This window comes from Mycobacterium sp. G7A2 (assembly GCF_041902445.1).
Taxonomy (GTDB): domain Bacteria; phylum Actinomycetota; class Actinomycetes; order Mycobacteriales; family Mycobacteriaceae; genus Mycobacterium.
Genome location: NZ_CP169251.1, coordinates 4,599,132 through 4,614,570 on the forward strand (window position 1 = coordinate 4,599,132; position 15,439 = coordinate 4,614,570).

17 protein-coding genes are annotated in these 15,439 nt (G+C 70.9%); 10 read left to right on the plus strand and 7 right to left on the minus strand.

Features of this window, described 5'->3' with window-relative positions; genetic code table 11:
- The first annotated feature begins 10 nt into the window (after positions 1-10).
- Complete coding sequence (locus tag ACEWX3_RS21760) at positions 11-1,264, plus strand: NAD(P)/FAD-dependent oxidoreductase (RefSeq protein WP_374157672.1); 1,254 nt, start codon at positions 11-13, stop codon at positions 1,262-1,264.
- Positions 1,265-1,388: 124 nt separating this feature from the next.
- Positions 1,389-1,853 carry a GreA/GreB family elongation factor gene (locus ACEWX3_RS21765; protein ID WP_207067786.1) on the plus strand — a complete coding sequence of 155 codons (465 nt, stop codon included), beginning with the start codon at positions 1,389-1,391 and terminating at the stop codon, positions 1,851-1,853.
- A gap of 25 nt (positions 1,854-1,878) precedes the next feature.
- Here ACEWX3_RS21765 and ACEWX3_RS21770 read toward each other — a convergent pair whose 3' ends face one another.
- Entirely contained in the window at positions 1,879-3,123 is a 1,245-nt protein-coding gene (locus ACEWX3_RS21770; protein ID WP_374157673.1) for an ROK family protein, read from the minus strand.
- Between the two features lie 300 nt (positions 3,124-3,423).
- Between ACEWX3_RS21770 and ACEWX3_RS21775 the strand changes: the two genes are divergently transcribed.
- A complete protein-coding gene (locus ACEWX3_RS21775) occupies positions 3,424-4,380 on the plus strand; it encodes a sulfite exporter TauE/SafE family protein (protein ID WP_374157674.1) in 957 nt (318 codons plus the stop codon).
- Between the two features lie 55 nt (positions 4,381-4,435).
- Complete coding sequence (locus ACEWX3_RS21780) at positions 4,436-4,924, plus strand: beta-class carbonic anhydrase (RefSeq protein ID WP_374157675.1); 489 nt, start codon at positions 4,436-4,438, stop codon at positions 4,922-4,924.
- 60 nt (positions 4,925-4,984) lie between these two features.
- Here ACEWX3_RS21780 and ACEWX3_RS21785 read toward each other — a convergent pair whose 3' ends face one another.
- Positions 4,985-6,154, minus strand: a complete 1,170-nt coding sequence (locus ACEWX3_RS21785) for an amidohydrolase (protein ID WP_207067790.1) — start codon at positions 6,152-6,154, stop codon at positions 4,985-4,987.
- Positions 6,151-7,332 (minus strand): M20 family metallopeptidase, encoded by a 1,182-nt coding sequence (locus ACEWX3_RS21790; protein WP_374157676.1) that lies wholly within the window; start codon positions 7,330-7,332, stop codon positions 6,151-6,153. The genes ACEWX3_RS21785 and ACEWX3_RS21790 overlap by 4 nt, the downstream gene beginning before the upstream one ends.
- A 68-nt stretch (positions 7,333-7,400) precedes the next feature.
- Here ACEWX3_RS21790 and ACEWX3_RS21795 point away from each other — a divergent pair, with 68 nt between their 5' ends.
- Positions 7,401-8,204, plus strand: a complete 804-nt coding sequence (locus ACEWX3_RS21795) for a purine-nucleoside phosphorylase (protein ID WP_374157677.1) — start codon at positions 7,401-7,403, stop codon at positions 8,202-8,204.
- Here ACEWX3_RS21795 and ACEWX3_RS21800 read toward each other — a convergent pair.
- Positions 8,150-9,274, minus strand: coding sequence for an AbrB family transcriptional regulator (locus ACEWX3_RS21800; protein ID WP_374157678.1), 1,125 nt, complete (start codon positions 9,272-9,274; stop codon positions 8,150-8,152). The genes ACEWX3_RS21795 and ACEWX3_RS21800 overlap by 55 nt on opposite strands.
- 91 nt (positions 9,275-9,365) lie before the next feature.
- On the opposite strand from ACEWX3_RS21800, the gene ACEWX3_RS21805 reads away from it, so the two are divergent.
- Together ACEWX3_RS21805 and ACEWX3_RS21810 are read left to right on the plus strand one after the other, a co-directional pair.
- Positions 9,366-9,827, plus strand: a complete 462-nt coding sequence (locus ACEWX3_RS21805; RefSeq protein WP_283613428.1) for a MarR family winged helix-turn-helix transcriptional regulator — start codon at positions 9,366-9,368, stop codon at positions 9,825-9,827.
- Positions 9,828-9,876: 49 nt separating this feature from the next.
- On the plus strand, positions 9,877-11,475 hold the full coding sequence (locus tag ACEWX3_RS21810; protein WP_374157679.1) for a phospho-sugar mutase: 1,599 nt from the start codon (positions 9,877-9,879) through the stop codon (positions 11,473-11,475).
- 21 nt (positions 11,476-11,496) lie between these two features.
- Here ACEWX3_RS21810 and ACEWX3_RS21815 read toward each other — a convergent pair whose 3' ends face one another.
- The 3 genes from ACEWX3_RS21815 to upp form a co-directional block, all read right to left on the minus strand.
- Positions 11,497-11,871 carry a DUF202 domain-containing protein gene (locus tag ACEWX3_RS21815; RefSeq protein ID WP_207067796.1) on the minus strand — a complete coding sequence of 125 codons (375 nt, stop codon included), beginning with the start codon at positions 11,869-11,871 and terminating at the stop codon, positions 11,497-11,499.
- Positions 11,872-11,940: 69 nt separating this feature from the next.
- Positions 11,941-12,930, minus strand: coding sequence for an IS481 family transposase (locus tag ACEWX3_RS21820; protein WP_099961896.1), 990 nt, complete (start codon positions 12,928-12,930; stop codon positions 11,941-11,943).
- Positions 12,931-13,038: 108 nt separating this feature from the next.
- Positions 13,039-13,662, minus strand: a complete 624-nt coding sequence (gene upp / locus ACEWX3_RS21825; RefSeq protein ID WP_207067797.1) for a uracil phosphoribosyltransferase — start codon at positions 13,660-13,662, stop codon at positions 13,039-13,041.
- A gap of 51 nt (positions 13,663-13,713) precedes the next feature.
- Between upp and ACEWX3_RS21830 the strand changes: the two genes are divergently transcribed.
- From ACEWX3_RS21830 to ACEWX3_RS21840, 3 genes are all read left to right on the plus strand, one after another.
- A complete protein-coding gene (locus ACEWX3_RS21830; protein ID WP_207067798.1) occupies positions 13,714-14,019 on the plus strand; it encodes a type VII secretion target in 306 nt (101 codons plus the stop codon).
- On the plus strand, positions 14,019-15,125 hold the full coding sequence (locus tag ACEWX3_RS21835) for a C40 family peptidase (protein WP_374157680.1): 1,107 nt from the start codon (positions 14,019-14,021) through the stop codon (positions 15,123-15,125). The genes ACEWX3_RS21830 and ACEWX3_RS21835 overlap by 1 nt, the downstream gene beginning before the upstream one ends.
- A 76-nt stretch (positions 15,126-15,201) precedes the next feature.
- The gene (locus tag ACEWX3_RS21840) at positions 15,202-15,420 is read left to right on the plus strand and encodes a hypothetical protein (RefSeq protein WP_207067800.1); all 219 of its coding nucleotides are present in this window, start codon (positions 15,202-15,204) and stop codon (positions 15,418-15,420) included.
- Positions 15,421-15,439 lie beyond the last annotated feature (19 nt).

Consider the following 15,439-nt stretch of genomic DNA (forward strand, 5'->3'; position numbering starts at 1 on the left):
GAGGTGCGCGATGGTCGGCGGCGAACGATTCGACGGTGGACCGCGCTCCGCGATCGTCATCGGAGCGGGGATCGTCGGACTGTCCACGGCGTGGTTCCTGCAGGAACGCGGAGTCGACGTCACTGTCGTCGACCGTTCCGGGGTCGCGGCGGGAGCCTCCTGGGGCAACGCCGGATGGGTGTCCCCCGCGCTGACGATCCCGCTCAACCAGCCGTCGGTGCTGCGGTACGCGTTCACCGCTCTCCGCGACCCGAAATCGGCCCTGCACATTCCCCTGCGCGCCGATCCCGCACTGGCAGCGTTCCTGGTGAGATTCGCGGCCAACTGCCGGTGGTCGTCCTGGCGCCGTGCGGTGAAGGCCAACGTTCCGCTCAACGAGGAGTGCCTCGAAGCCTATGACGTCCTCACCGCCAACGGGGTCGACGCACCCACCACCGATGCGCCGATCACCGCGGTGTTCCGAAGCCGGCACCAAGCACAACACTTGATGCACGAACTGCGCCTGATGCAGAACGAGGGTCAACCGGTGACGGCGACGACCCTGTCCGGGGAGGACCTTCGGACACAGGCGCCGCTGGTGTCGCCGGCCATCACCGCCGGAATCAGCATCAGCGGTCAACGTTTCGTCGACCCGGGCCGTTTCGTCGACGCCCTGGCTTGTTCGGTGCAGGACCGCGGCGCCGAAATCCGGCGACTCGACATCGGCCGGGTGGGCACGTCACGCACAGGCGTCGAGGTGCGTCCGCTGGCGGCCGAGCCCATGACCGCCGACGCCGTCGTCGTCGCCACCGGCGCCTGGTTACCCGAATTGATCAGCCCCCAGGTCCGCGTCCCGGTGCGCGCGGGACGTGGTTACTCGTTCACCGTCCCCGTGGAGCGGGCCATGCCCTGCCCGATCTACCTGCCCGACATCCGCGTCGCCTGCACCCCCTACCAGGGCGCGATGCGGGTCGCCGGCACCATGGAGTTACGGGGACCCGACGAACCTCTGGCGCCCCGGCGAATCGGTGCGATCCTCGACTCCGCCGGACCGCTGCTCGACGGTGTGCGGTGGGAGGAACGCAGCGACATCTGGGTCGGGCCACGCCCGGTGACGCCCGACGGCCGGGCCCTGATCGGCGAGGTGTCGCGCGGCATCTATGTGGCCGGCGGCCATGGCATGTGGGGACTGGCGCACGGACCCGTCACGGGCCGGCTTCTGGCAGAACAGATCACGACCGGTAAGCAACCCGCCGCGCTGCGCCCCTTCGATCCCCGGCGATAGCGCGAACACCGTTCCACGGGCCCCGTCCAGGCCCAGCGTGTCGTCAGGGGCGGCGAGCATCCCGCCCCTGACGACGACCCCCACCCGCGCCCAGGCACATCCACGAACCAGCAGGAGAACGGCTATGAGCACCCCAACCCGAGTATGGATCTCCGAGTCGGCACACCAACGTCTGCACGACGAGCTGACCGAACTGCGCGCCATGCTCGCGCGCGATGTCGACGGCAGCGCGGGCGGCGACGAGAACCTCGCCGCGATCCAGCGTGTGCGGCAGGTACGGATACAGCAGATCCACGACCTGCTCGTGTATGCGGTCGTCGGCGAAGACCCACCCGACGACGGGGTCGCCGAGCCCGGCATGGTCCTGACGGTGCGCTACGACGAGGCGGGCGACACCGAAACGTTCCTGCTCGGCGTGCGGGGAACCGAGCACAACGGCATGGAGGTCTATTCGCTGCGTTCGCCGCTCGGCGCGGCGATCGCAGGCGCCCGGCCCGGCGAGCAACGCGTCTACCGCACGCCCGGCGGGTCGTCGATCTCGGTGACACTGCTCGCCGCGGTGCCCTACGGGCTCCATCGTCACCCCTGACGAATCATGCTGCGCACCAGCGTCATCAGGTGTCGAAGCGTCCCCGTCCGCCCGCCGCCATGGCCCGAGCCCGCCGCATCGCCGAGACCGGATCGGCGTAGAGCGCACTGAGGGACACCACGCCCGCGCCGGCTTCCTGAACCCTGTCGCCGAACACGGTGGCGCGGACCCGGCCGCCCGAGACGCTCGACCGGCGCGTAAAGGTGTCCTGCACCTCGGTCATGCCCTCGGGATAGCACGTGAAGGCCTGCCCGCCGACGACGACGCTGTCAGGGTTGAGCAGATCGGCCAGCAGCGCGACGGACTCCCCCAGGATGCGGGCCCGGTCGGTCAGCAACGCCGCCGCGCCCGTGTCCCCGGCGCGCGCCGCCCGCGTCAGCGCTGCCACGGTGGTCGCGCCCGGCACGAGCCCCGCCGCCCGGGCCGCCCGCAGCACGGCGTCGTCGCTGACGGCGGCTTCCAGTGTTGCGGGTCGGCCAGTGAGGTCGCGCTGCACCGGCAGCCCTGCGATGCTGCCCGGCCCGCGCGCCGGGGTGTGCACCTTACCCCCGATCGTCAGCGCGAAACCCACTGTCTCCCGGGCGTAGACGTACAGCGTCGTCGCGGCCGGCTCGTCTCGTCTCGGCAGCCCGAGGACGAGCTCGGCGGCGGCCATCGCGTCGACGTGCGAGGCCACCGACACCCGCACACCCAGACGCTCGGCGATGACGGTGCCGACCGGAGCCGCTCGCCAGCCCAGCCGCGGATGGGTGACCGAACCCGAGGCACTGTCCACCGTTCCGCCGACGGCGACACCGATCCAGAGCACCTGGCGCTTGCGCCAACGCTGCAGGTAGCGCTGCGCCGCGTCCGCCAGGGCGGGCAGCGCTGTCGCGGGATCGCTTTGCGGCGTTGGCGTTTCGATGGCGTCGAGGGTGTGGCCCCGGATGTCGGTCGCCACGATGCTGGTGCTCCGGGCACCGATGTGCAGGCCCAGCGTCAGGAACGGCCGGTGGTTGAGCTCGACCGGGATCCGGGGCCGCCCGACGGCGCCGCTCGCCGCGAGGTCGGGGCGCTCCTGCAGCAATCCGGCGTCGATGAGACTGCCGACCTGCCGGTTGACCGTCGCGACGCTCAGCGACGTCACCTTCACGATCACGTCCCGGGTGACGGGACCGCGGCGACGGACCACCGCCAGCACCGAGGCTGCGGCGGTGTCGGCGACGCCCAGCCTCGGCGCCACCACCAGCGGTGCGGCGGGGGCGGTGATGACGGTGGTGGTGGAAAGCATGAGGATCCTCAGGAGTCGGGGGGCGGTGGCCGATGCCGCGCCGACTCAGGGGGATACCGAAACGTCCGGTCGGGTCAGTCGCGGCGCGATGCGCGACGACAACACTCGCGGCCGAGGGCGGCCGACGGTGATCCGGGGACGAACATGACGAGGAATCTAGCAGGTTCGGGGTCATCGTGCGCACGTGGACAATTCGCTCACCGCGATTTCAAATGCTGACTTCTGCCGTCCGGCCGTGGACCCTGTGCCCACCGAGACGGACACCGCAGCGGAAACCGTCGGCACAAGAACAGGATTCTGATGAGGCAACTGCTTCTCCTCGCGCTCGTGGGCCTGGGCGCCCAACTCGTCGACGGCAGCCTCGGCATGGCCTACGGCGTCACGTCGACGACCTTGCTGCTGGCCATCGGCACCAACCCGGCGGCAGCGTCGGCGACGGTGCATCTGGCGGAGATCGGCACCACGCTGATGTCCGGTGCCGCGCACTGGAAGTTCGGCAACGTCGACTGGGCGGTGGTGGCCAAGATCGGTGTCCCGGGGGCCGTCGGCGCGTTCCTCGGCGCGACATTCCTGTCGAACCTGTCGACCGAGGTCGCCGCGCCGCTGATGGCCATCGTGCTGCTGTCGCTCGGGGTGTACGTACTGGCCCGGTTCACCGCGCTGGGCTTACCCACGAGCCGTCTCGGAACTCCCCTGCGCAAGCGCTTTCTCGGGCCACTCGGCCTGGTCGCCGGTTTCGTCGACGCCACCGGTGGCGGCGGGTGGGGCCCGGTCGGCACTCCCGCCATCCTGGCCAGCGGACGCCTGGAACCGCGCAAGACGATCGGCTCGATCGACACCAGCGAGTTCCTCGTCGCGGTGGCCGCGAGTATCGGGTTCATCCTCGGCATCGGTTCGGCGGGGGTGAACTACGCGTGGGTCGCGGCGCTGCTCATCGGCGGGGTGATCGCCGCACCCGTCGCGGCGTGGCTGGTGCGCCACCTTCCGCCTCGTGTGCTGGGCGCCGCGGTGGGCGGGTTGATCGTGCTGACCAACACCCGCACGCTGCTGCGCAGCGACTGGATCGACGCACCCGACGGCATCCGCGCCGTGTTCTATGCCGCGATCTCGGTGATCTGGGCCGCTGCGGTGGCGTACTCGTTTTCGCAGCATCGCCGCCACCGCGACGACGAACGACGGCTGATCGCGGCAGCGCCGGTGACGGCCCGCCCGTCCTCCGACGCCCCGCCGCGCGATTTGGGCGCGACGGACTCGTAGCCCGCCCTATCATCGTCGAGCCCCACGTCCTGGCCGACATCTCGAGGAGACGCCCATGTCCGTGACCGACGAGTACCTGGCGAACAACCGTGCCTACGCCGAGGGCTTCGAGGGCCCGTTGCCGCTGCCGCCGAGCCGGCACGTGGCAGTGGTGGCCTGCATGGATGCGCGGATGGACGTCTACCGCATCCTTGGGCTGAAAGACGGTGAGGCCCATGTCATCCGCAACGCCGGCGGGGTCATCACCGATGACGAGATCCGCTCGCTGGCGATCAGCCAGCGGCTGCTAGGTACCCGCGAGATCATCCTCATCCATCACACCGACTGCGGCATGCTGACGTTCACCGACGACGACTTCAAGCGCGCGATCCAGGAGGAGGTCGGCATCAAGCCTGCGTGGTCGGCGGAGTCGTTCGGTGATCTCGAGCAGGACGTGCGGCAGTCGCTGCGCCGGATCGAGGCCAGCCCGTTCGTGACGCTGCACCATTCGCTGCGCGGATTCGTCTTCGACGTGGCCACCGGACTGCTCGGGGAGGTGGTGTGACCGCGCGCTGGATGCCGGAATTGCCGGCGCGCCGCCGGGCAGACACGCGCGTTCGCGGAACTAGACCAGGGCGTTGTCGATCAGGTTGACCAGCAGGCGCACCCCGACACCGAGGGCGCGCTCGTCGAGGTCGAACGTCGGCTGATGCAGATCCAGCTGCGGGCCGTGGCCGCTCCACGTCCCCAGGCGGGCCATGGCGCCGGGCACCTCCTCCAGGTACCAGGAGAAGTCCTCGCCGCCGCCGGACTGCAGTGTGTCGGCCAGTACCTCGGGGCCGATCGCCTCGACGGCGTGGGTGATGATGCGCGTGGACCCCTCTTCGTTGACCACCGGCGGCACGCCGCGCTTGTACTGCAGCATGTGTTCGATGCCCAGCGGCGCGAGCAGCGACGAAATCGTCTCGCGCACAATATCTTCCAGCGTCAGCCAGGTCTCGCGGCTGGCGGTGCGCAAGGTCCCTGCCAGCGTGCCGATCTGGGGAATCGCGTTGGCGGCCACCCCGGCGTTGACCGCGCCCCACACCATCACCGTGGAGTGCCGCGGATCGATGCGCCGTGACAACACCCCGGGCACACCGGTGATCAACGTGCCCAGCCCGTAGACCAGATCCGACGTCAGATGCGGGCGCGAGGTGTGCCCACCCGGGGAGCGCAGGGTCACCTCGATGTGATCGGCGGCCGACGTGATCGGACCGGCCTTGACCGCGACGCGGCCGACCGCGAGATGCGGATCGCAGTGCAGCGCGAAGATCCGTGACACCCCGGTCAACGCTCCCGCGGCGATCGCGTCGATCGCGCCGCCGGGCATCAACTCCTCGGCCGCCTGGAAGATCAGCCGGACGCCCACCGGCAGCTCGGGCGCCGAAGCCAGCGCCATCGCCGCCCCCAGCAGCACGGCGGTGTGCGCGTCGTGCCCGCAGGCGTGGGCGACCCCCGGCACCAGCGACGCATAGGGCGCACCGGTGCGTTCGTCGAGCGGCAGCGCGTCCATGTCCGCCCGCAACGCCACCCGCGGCCCGTCGTCGGGCCCGAAGTCGCACAGCAGACCTGTGCCGCCGGGCAGCACCTTGGGGTTCAGGCCCGCATCGGCCAGCTGCGCCGCCACGAACTGCGTGGTGGCGAACTCCTGGCGGCCCAGCTCGGGGTGCTGGTGCAGATGGCGGCGCCACCCGACCAGGTCGTCGTAGTGGGCGGACAGCCAGCGCGCGGCGGCGTGCTGCAACGCGCTCATGACGTCCGCCTCCTCTGCAGCTCCAGCACGCGCTCACGCTCCGCGCTGTTCTCGGCCAGCGCCACCACGGTGCGCGCCAGCATGATCGAACCCTCCACCACGGCCTTGTCGGCGCTCGGGCCGACGGCCGCCGCGGTGAACCCCGGCTGGTGCACCGAGGCCCCGTTGGCGTCGATGCCGACTATCGGATGGATGCCGGGCATGACCTGAGTGACGTTACCCATGTCGGTGCTGCCCAGTGGAAGCGCCACCTCCAGCTCGCGTCCCACCGGGCTGCGCCCCACCCGCTGCATCTCGGCGCGGAACGTGTCGGCAAGCCAGCCGTCGGGGGTGAGCTCCAGGTACGGCGGCTCGGTCGCGGCGATGTCGTAGTCGCAGCCGGTGCCCACCGCGCCGGCCAGGAAGCAGTCGGCCATCCGGGCTTCCAGCGCGGCCAGGCTGGCAGCGTCGTCGGCGCGCATCGTGTACTGCATCTCGGCGTGCGCCGGGATGACGTTGCTGGCCTGCCCGCCGTCGGTGACGATGCCGTGCACCATCTGCCCAGGCGCCAGCTGTTGGCGCAGCAGGCCGATCGCGACCTGCGACACCGTCACCGCGTCCGCGGCGTTGATGCCCAGGTGCGGGGCGACCGCGGTGTGCGACTCGCGGCCCACATAGCTGACCGCCACCTGGGACAGCGCCAGCGATCGGGCCGCGGCGATGTCCAGCGGGCCGGGATGCAGCATCACCGTGGCGGCGATGTCGTCGAACAGCCCCGCCTCGAGCATCAGCACTTTCCCGCCGCCGGCCTCCTCGGCCGGGGTGCCCAGCAGCACCACGGTCAGGTCGAGGTCGTCGGCGACCTCGGCCAGAGCCAGCGCGGTGCCGACCGCGGACGCGGCGATGATGTTGTGCCCACACGCGTGGCCGATGCCGGGCAGCGCGTCGTACTCCGCGCACACCCCGACCACCAGCGACCCGCTGCCGTAGACGGCGCGGAACGCGGTGTCCAGACCCCCCACGGGCGTGGAGACGTCGAACCCGCGCTCGGCGGCCAGCGCCTGGGTCTTGGCGCAGCTGCGGTGCTCCGCGAACGCCAACTCGGGCTCGGCGTGGATGTCGTGCGACAGCTCGATCAGGTCGCCGCGCCGCCGGGCCACGACGTCCTCGACACATGTCGACGCGGCGGCGGTAGGCATGCAGGCAGTATCTCACTGCGTTCGGCGGTGGCCGACCGGGTCGAAGCCCGCCGGTTAGGCTGCGGGACGTGTCACAGGCCGCCGACCCGTACGACTTGGCCCGCCGGGCTGCCGGCGCGGTCGCCGAACGCACCGGAGTCGACGCCCACGACGTGGCTGTGGTGCTCGGCTCGGGGTGGGCGCCCGCGGCGGCCCGCTTGGGGGACCCCACCTCGGCGGTGCCGATGGCCGAGCTGCCCGGCTTCACCCCGCCCAGTGCCGAGGGCCACGGCGGGCAGGTGCTCTCGCTGCGCATCGGGCCGCACCGGGTGTTGGTGCTGCTCGGGCGCATCCACGCCTACGAGGGCCATGACCTGCGCCACGTCGTGCATCCGGTGCGTACCGCGGCGGCGGCCGGCGTCCGGACCGTGGTGCTCACCAACGCCGCGGGCGGGTTGCGTGCGGACTACGCCGTCGGGCAGCCGGTACTGATCAGCGACCACCTGAACCTCACATCGCGCTCCCCCCTGGTCGGGGCGCGGTTCGTCGACCTGGTCGACGCGTACTCGCCGGGGCTGCGGGCACTGGCCCGCGAGATCGACCCGACGCTGGCCGAGGGGGTGTACGCGGGGTTGTTCGGCCCGCAGTACGAGACGCCCGCCGAGATCCGCATGCTGCGCACGCTCGGCGCGGACCTGGTGGGGATGTCGACGGTGCACGAGACCATCGCCGCGCGCGAAGCCGGCGCCGACGTGCTGGCGGTGTCGCTGGTGACCAACCTGGCCGCCGGCATGACCGGACAGCCGCTCAGCCACGACGAGGTGCTGGCCGCGGGCCGTCAGTCGGCGACGCGGATGGGGTCCTTGCTGGCGTCGGTGATCGCCCGGCTCTGACGGCCGAACCGGGCCCCGGCCCACACCACCGCACGGGCCAGCAGCGGGGCCGCGAACAGCATCAGCAGAATGCGCACCACCTGGGCGGCGATGATGAACGTGACGTTGGATCCGGTCTCCACCGCGGTGGCCAGCACCGCGTACACCCCTCCGGGGCTGGTCGCGAGGTACCCCTCGAGCAACGTGAGGCCGGCCACCCGGCTCAGCAGCACGCCCAGCCCGGCGGTCGCGACACCGAGCAGGACGATCAGCGCCACCGCGGCCGGGAGGAGCCGGCCGACCGCGCGCAGCGACTCCCGGGTGAACGCCAGGCCGGCCTGCCAGCCGATGAGCGCGTAGCCGGCCTGAACCAGCACCACCGGCACCGACAGCCCGTGGGACAGGCCGCTGACCTCCAGGGCGACCGTCAGCGCGAGCGGGCCGAGCAGGCCGGCTCCGGGCAGTCGGATGAGCCGCCCGACCGTGGAGCCCACCAGCACCAGCGCGACGAGCATGCCCACGCTGAGGTACCACGGCGCGGTCGGACCCTGCCCGGGGTCGACGGTGGGCGGCCGGGACCGGTCGGCGTGGTAGATCAGCGTGACGACCACCGGCATCGACGCGGTGATCAACCCCACCCGCAGGTACTGCAGCACCGCGACCACGCGATCGTCACCGCCGAGTTCGCGGGCGATCGCGACCAGTCCGGAAGCGCCGCCGGCCACCAGCGACAGGGATCCGGTCAGCGGGGTGACGTCGCGGCGCACGCCGAGCAGCGCGCCGGCGGCGACGCTGAGAACCAGCGTCGAGACCCCGATGCCCAGCACCATCGCCCAGTCGTCGCCGAGCGCGGCCAGCGCGTCGTCCTGCACCATCGTGCCGATGTAGACGCCCAGGGTGCCCTGCGCGGCCAGCCCCAGCGATCGCGGCACCCTGGCAGGCCCCCACGACAGCAGCGCCAGCACGATGCCCACCACCAGTGCGGCGAACAGCGCCGCCGAGGGCACCCCCACGATCGTCAGCGGAACGGTCACCCCGGCGGTCACCGCCAGGAGCACCGCCCATCTGAGCAATTCCCGCGTCCACCTCATCGTGATGACAAGTATGCTCTTGGCGATTCATGATCACAACGCGCCGACTATCAGCGGTGACACCGCAGAATTACCAAGGTATAACTTGGTAATGACTGAGGACGCGGTCGTTGCTGACGCTGCCCGTCCCGCGGCCACCGAACTGCGGGAGTCGATGATGGCGGTCACCCGCCAGATGCGCCGGCACCGCCCCGACAACGGCCTGACCCTGAGTCAGATGCAGCTACTCGGCGAGATCAGCCGAGCAGGGGTCACGACCCCCGCCGAGCTCGGCGCCCGCATGCACGTCCGGGTCCAGTCGCTGACCGACTCGCTGAACGAACTGGAGACGCGCCAGCTGATCGGGCGCCGCCCCGACGCCTCCGACCGGCGCCGCCAGCTCGTCGAACTCACCCCTGACGGCGAGGCACTGCTGGCCGCCGACCGCGCCGAACGCGACGACTGGCTGCACCGGCGCATGCAGGAGACGCTGTCGCCGCTGGAGTTCGACCTGCTGATGCTGGTGGCGCCGATCCTGCGCAAGCTCGCCGACTCGGCGGATTCGGCGCGTTAGGCGACACTCGATGTCGCCTACCGCGCCCGATTCGTGGTGGGGTGAACCCATGACGTCCTGGCCGCCGACCGTGCAGGAGTGGCTCGCCCACGACCCCGACCCCGGCTCCACGGCCGAACTCGCGGCCTGCAGCGCCGAGGAACTGCGCGAGCGCTTCGCGCACAGCCTGACGTTCGGCACCGCCGGGCTGCGCGGGCCGCTGCGCGCCGGACCGAACGGGATGAACCTGGCCGTCGTGCTGCGCACCACCCGGGGCGTGACCGCGGTGCTGGCCGAGCGGGGACTGGGCGGCGGGCACGTCGTCGTCGGCTACGACGCCCGCCACCGCTCCGCCGAGTTCGGCCGCGCTGCCGCTGAAGTGTTTGCCGCTCAGGGCTTCTCTGTGACGCTGCTGCCCGGCCCGGTGCCCACCCCGGTGGTGGCGTTCGCGGTGCGCCGCAGCGGCGCGGTGGCCGGGGTGCAGATCACCGCCTCGCACAACCCGCCCACCGACAACGGGTACAAGGTCTACCTCGAAGGCGGACTGCAGATCGTCTCTCCCACCGACCGGGACATCGAGCAGGCGATCGCGTCGGCGCCGCCCGCCGACCAGATACCGCGGACCCCCGTCGAGGAGTCCGGTGCAGATCTGCTGAGCGCTTATGCCGAACGGGCCGCCACGGTCCGCCGCGGCGCAGGTTCGGTGCGGGTGGCCCTGACCCCGATGCACGGCGTCGGCGGCGAGTTCGCGTTGGATGCGCTGGCATTGGCCGGGATCGCCGACGTCCACGTGGTGACCGGCCAGTTCGCGCCGGACCCGGATTTCCCCACCGTGGCGTTTCCGAATCCCGAGGAGCCGGGAGCCGTCGACGCGCTGCTGGCCCTGGCCGCCAACGTCGACGCGGAGGTGGCGATAGCGCTGGACCCCGACGCCGACCGCTGCGCGATCGGGGTCCCGTCGACAGCTGGTTGGCGGATGCTGTCGGGTGACGAAACCGGATGGCTTCTGGGTGATTACGTGTTGTCCCGGTGTAATGACCCCGCGTCGGCGGTGGTGGCGAGCACGGTGGTGTCCTCGCGCATGCTGGCCGCAATCGCCGCCTCGTACGGCGCGCGTCACGTCGAGACACTGACCGGGTTCAAATGGCTGGCCCGCGCCGACGACGACGTTCCCGGCACGTTGCGCTACGCCTACGAAGAGGCGATCGGGCACTGTGTCGACCCGGAAGCGGTGCGGGACAAGGACGGCATCAGCGCCGCCGTGCTGGCCTGCGACATGGTGGCCGCGCTGCGGGCGCAGGGACTGTCGGTGCTCGACGCGCTTGATGCCCTGGCCCGGCGGCACGGCGTGCACACGACCGCCGCCGTCACCCGCCGCGTCACCTCCCCGCAGCAGGCGGCCGAGATCATGACCCGACTGCGCAATCAACCGCCGGCGGCACTGGTGGGGTTCGACCTCACCGTCACCGACCTGCAACCCCGCACCGACGCGCTGGTGTTCACCGGAGGCGACGACACCGCGACCGTGCGGGTGGTGGTGCGTCCGTCAGGAACCGAACCGAAACTCAAGTGCTACCTCGAAATCCGTTGCGACGAAGAGCTGATCACTGCCCGCGGACGGGCCGCCGAACTGCAGAACGCCGCCGCCGAGGCCGTGCGCCGGTGGTGAGCGTCACCGAAGCACCGATCGCTACACCCGCAGTACCACGCCCAGAAGCGCAACGACGCCCAACCCGGCGACCATGGCCGCGACCACACTGGCTATCGACCACGGCGTCGGCCCGAAGGTCTCCCGCAACGCAGCCATGTCCTGACGGTGCTGGACCCACGCCAGCACGAGCGCAACCAATCCGATCAGGATCGTGATGACGCCGAACACCGTCGGACTGATCAGCGGTTCGCGCAGCCGCTGCGAGCCCGCCAGATATCGAAATATCTGATAGATGGTGAAGCCGAAGGCAATCAACGCCAGCGAGGTCCGTACCCACGCCATCAACGTGCGCTCGTGGGCGAGCCTGGTGCGTTCCACCGCCAAGCGGGTGTTGGCGTCCAACTCGTCTGGCATGGCCTGGGTTCACCCTTTCGCCGTCAGCGCGACGCTACCCCGCGCCTGTGGGCGGCGATGCCGATCGAGCTAGCTGTACTGACCTGAGAGGTTAGGTACGCGGCTGGCTGGTGCTTGACCGCCGAGTGCTGTGTGGCCGCGGTGGTGATTATAGGTGTGCAACCAGCGCGGGTATTCGTCGCAGCGTTGCGCGTCGCTGGTGTAGAGCCGCGCATAGGCCCACTCGTCGGCCAGAGTGCGATGGAAGCGCTCCACCTTGCCGTTGGTCTGCGGCCGGTAGGGCCGAGTGCGACGATGCTCGATATCGCCGAGGGCATCGCGGAAGACGTGCGATCGATAACAGTTCCCGTTGTCGGTCAACACCTTTCGAACGGTGATGCCGCAATCGGTGAACCACGCGTTGGCACGCCGCCAGAAGCCGGCGGCGGTGTCCTTGCCCTCGTCGGCGAGTAATTCGGAGTAGGCCAGCCGCGAATGCGCGTCGATGGCGGTGTGGATGAAGTGGTAACCGCGGACCGGGTTGCCGTACTTGTTGGTCACCCCGCTGCTCTTGTCGGCCCTGGCGTTGCGGTTGCCCTTCGTACGGCCCACCATGCGCCAGCCGCCGCCGGCGGGGATCTTGCCGAGTTTCTTGACATCGACGTGCACCAGGTCGCCGCAGCCTGCGGACTCCATTCGGCGAACGACGCGTCCGGTCGCGCGGTCGAGCCAGCGCAGCTTGGCGATCCGGTAGCGGCTCAGCACCCGATGCACCGTTGAGGGATGAATCCCGAGCAGATAGCCGATACGGGCTGGCCCCCACCGCCGGGTGACGCGCACGCCAATGATGCGCCGCTCAGTGCGTGTAGGTGTGCGATTGGGGCTGTGGTGTGGGCGTGAGCTGCGGTCGGCCATCCCCGACTCACCCTGCTCGCGATAGCGGCCCGCCCACCGCGAGGCCGTGGACACCGACACCTGGAAACGTTCGGCAGCCCGACGCAAAGACCAGCCATCATCGACGACGCAACGAGCCAGCCGCAGGCGACCGGTTTCGGACAAAGGGGCATTACGGTGAGACACGAAGACCTCCGAAGTGAGTTGGTGCGTTCCTAGGCAGTTCGCACTTCACTCGGAGGTCTTCGTCTTGTCACCTCACCACGCCGTCACCAACGTCCGTGGTCAGTACAGCTAGCGGGGCCCGAATTGGCGATCACCGGCGTCACCCAGACCCGGCACGATGTAGGCGATGTCGTTGAGGCCCGAGTCGATCGTCGCTGTGAACAGCCGGAGCTCCGGGGCGGCTTTCTCCAGCGCGGCAATCCCTTCCGGCGCCACGACCACGCAGATCGCGGTGATGTCGACCGCGTCGCGGGCGTAGAGCAGTTCCAGCGTGTGCACCATCGACCCGCCGGTGGCCAGCATCGGGTCGAGCACGATCACCGGCTGGGTGCTCAGGTCGTCAGGCAGCGACTCGAGGTAGGGCATCGGCTGGTGGGTGTCCTCGTCTCGGGCGATCCCGACGAAGCCGACCCGCGCCTCCGGGATCAGCGCGTGCGCCTGGTCGACCATGCCCAGCCCGGCGCGCAGCACCGGCACGAGCAGCGGCGGGTTGGCCAAGCGGGCGCCCGCGGTCTCGACCAGCGGAGTGCGCACCGCCACAGTGTCGGTGACGAGCTCACGCGTGGCCTCATAGACCAGCATCAGGGTCAGGTCTCTGAGCGCGGCCCGGAACGCGGCGTTGTCGGTGCGCTCGTCACGCAGGGTGGTCAGCCGCGCCGCGGCCAGCGGGTGGTCGACAACGCGCACATCCATGAATTCGCACCTTAATGGGAACCGACGGCGGTTTCGCGACGTCGTATCCATATGCACGCGCGTCTGACCGCGGACACCGACCTCATCCGCGCCTACGGTTCGGCCTCCGCCGGACACGCCGACGACCTGCAGGCCGTCACCGCCCGCCTGGCCACCGTGGGTACCGATGCATCGCTGTTCGGCCCGGTGGGGGCGGCGTTCCTGGCACGGCTGAACCGCGCCGTCGCACGGGAGACCGAGACGTTGGCCGGCGTGTGCGCGGCGCTGGCCGGCACGCACCGCGCCGCTCAGCAGGCGGCGTCGAACTACCACCGCGCCGACGGAGACGCCGGTGCACAGCTGCTCGGCGGGTGGTGATGCCCGGCGCTGTGACCGCCGTTCTGGCCGAGCCCATCCGACGCCTGCAGGCGCTGGTCGGTCCGGGCTGGTCGGCCGGGCCGGCCGGTGACCCGTCCGCGGCGCTGCGGGACGCGCGGAACGCACTGGCCGACACGGCCGCAGCGGCCGCCCGGGCCTGGCGGGTCACCGGCGAGGGATGGCGCGGGTCTGGTGCCGACACGGCCGCCGAATACGCCGCTGCGACGACCGCGGCCATCGACGACGCCGCCGCACGCACCGGCACCATGGGCGTCGTCGCCGGGCAGGCCGCCGACGCCGTGGCGCACGCGCGGCGGCGGCTGCGACAGATCCTCGACGACTTCGAGGCCGTCGCGAGCGCGCTGGAACCGCGGCTGGACTCGCCTGGCGTCGCGCACGAGCTGCTCGCCGAGGCGCGGGAGGCGCTGCATCAGGCCATCACCGTGGTCGAGGCACTCCTCGGCGAACTCGACCGGCATGCTGCGGCGCTGGACACCCACACGGCGGGGGCCGCGCCGACCGTGCCTGCCGCCTCGGGCACGCCTGCCGCGCCGGGCGCCGGCGGCTGGGGTGCTGAGACACCGGGAGGCTGGGGCGGCGGCTCACCCGGAACCTATGGCGGCGCTGGCGTCGGCACTTCTGGCGGCGGCGCCGGCGAGTGGGCGGCATTCACCCACGGGGCCGACACCCCGGACGCGGCCAACTTCGGCGAAGGCGTCGAGATCCGGCTACCCGACGGCAGCGTGGTGCTGGCGCCCAACGCCGCGGCCGCCGCCGCCGTCCGGCACGCACTCACCCAACTCGGCGTGCCCTATCAGTGGGGCGGGACCACCCCGGGTGTGGGCCTGGATTGCAGTGGGCTCACCCAGTGGGCGTATCGCGAGGCCGGGTTGAACATTCCGCGGCTGGCGCAGGAACAGGACATCGGCGCCGCGGTCGCCCCCGGTGATCTGCGGCCCGGTGACCTCGCCGTGTGGGACGGGCACGTCGCGATGGTCGTGGGAAACAACTTGATGATCGAGGCCGGCGACCCGGTGAAACTGTCCCCGATCCGGACCAGCAACGCCGGGCAGGGCTTCCAGGGTTTCTGGCGGCCGACGGCCTGAAAACGCTTAGCAAATCCCGCTGCAACCCTCAGGCTGACCTCAGCCATCGCCGGTGCCGTGCGGCTAATTTCCCTGCGTGGGGTGGAGAGCGAAAGTGTGGATCTGTGCGGCAGGGGTGTTCCTGGCGGCCGCCGGCGGGGTCCTCGGCGGGTGGGCCTATCTGGAACTCCGCGACCTGGAGCGAAGCCGGATCATCGACTGCTTCCGGATCAAGACGATGGAGGAAGACGTCGTGCCGGACCGGCGGATCCTCGATGACGACGTCAGCGCGTGCGCACGCGAGGTCGCCCGGTGATCGCCGCGGGTCGGAGGCC

Coding starts and splice junctions, on each gene's coding strand:
- ACEWX3_RS21760 (WP_374157672.1), top strand. CDS start 11: ATGGTCGGCGGCGAACGATTCGACGGTGGACCGCGCTCCGCGATCGTC.
- ACEWX3_RS21765 (WP_207067786.1), top strand. CDS start 1,389: ATGAGCACCCCAACCCGAGTATGGATCTCCGAGTCGGCACACCAACGT.
- ACEWX3_RS21770 (WP_374157673.1), bottom strand. CDS start 3,123: ATGCTTTCCACCACCACCGTCATCACCGCCCCCGCCGCACCGCTGGTG.
- ACEWX3_RS21775 (WP_374157674.1), top strand. CDS start 3,424: ATGAGGCAACTGCTTCTCCTCGCGCTCGTGGGCCTGGGCGCCCAACTC.
- ACEWX3_RS21780 (WP_374157675.1), top strand. CDS start 4,436: ATGTCCGTGACCGACGAGTACCTGGCGAACAACCGTGCCTACGCCGAG.
- ACEWX3_RS21785 (WP_207067790.1), bottom strand. CDS start 6,154: ATGAGCGCGTTGCAGCACGCCGCCGCGCGCTGGCTGTCCGCCCACTAC.
- ACEWX3_RS21790 (WP_374157676.1), bottom strand. CDS start 7,332: ATGCCTACCGCCGCCGCGTCGACATGTGTCGAGGACGTCGTGGCCCGG.
- ACEWX3_RS21800 (WP_374157678.1), bottom strand. CDS start 9,274: ATGAGGTGGACGCGGGAATTGCTCAGATGGGCGGTGCTCCTGGCGGTG.
- ACEWX3_RS21805 (WP_283613428.1), top strand. CDS start 9,366: ATGACTGAGGACGCGGTCGTTGCTGACGCTGCCCGTCCCGCGGCCACC.
- ACEWX3_RS21810 (WP_374157679.1), top strand. CDS start 9,877: ATGACGTCCTGGCCGCCGACCGTGCAGGAGTGGCTCGCCCACGACCCC.
- ACEWX3_RS21815 (WP_207067796.1), bottom strand. CDS start 11,871: ATGCCAGACGAGTTGGACGCCAACACCCGCTTGGCGGTGGAACGCACC.
- upp (WP_207067797.1), bottom strand. CDS start 13,662: ATGGATGTGCGCGTTGTCGACCACCCGCTGGCCGCGGCGCGGCTGACC.
- ACEWX3_RS21830 (WP_207067798.1), top strand. CDS start 13,714: ATGCACGCGCGTCTGACCGCGGACACCGACCTCATCCGCGCCTACGGT.
- ACEWX3_RS21835 (WP_374157680.1), top strand. CDS start 14,019: ATGCCCGGCGCTGTGACCGCCGTTCTGGCCGAGCCCATCCGACGCCTG.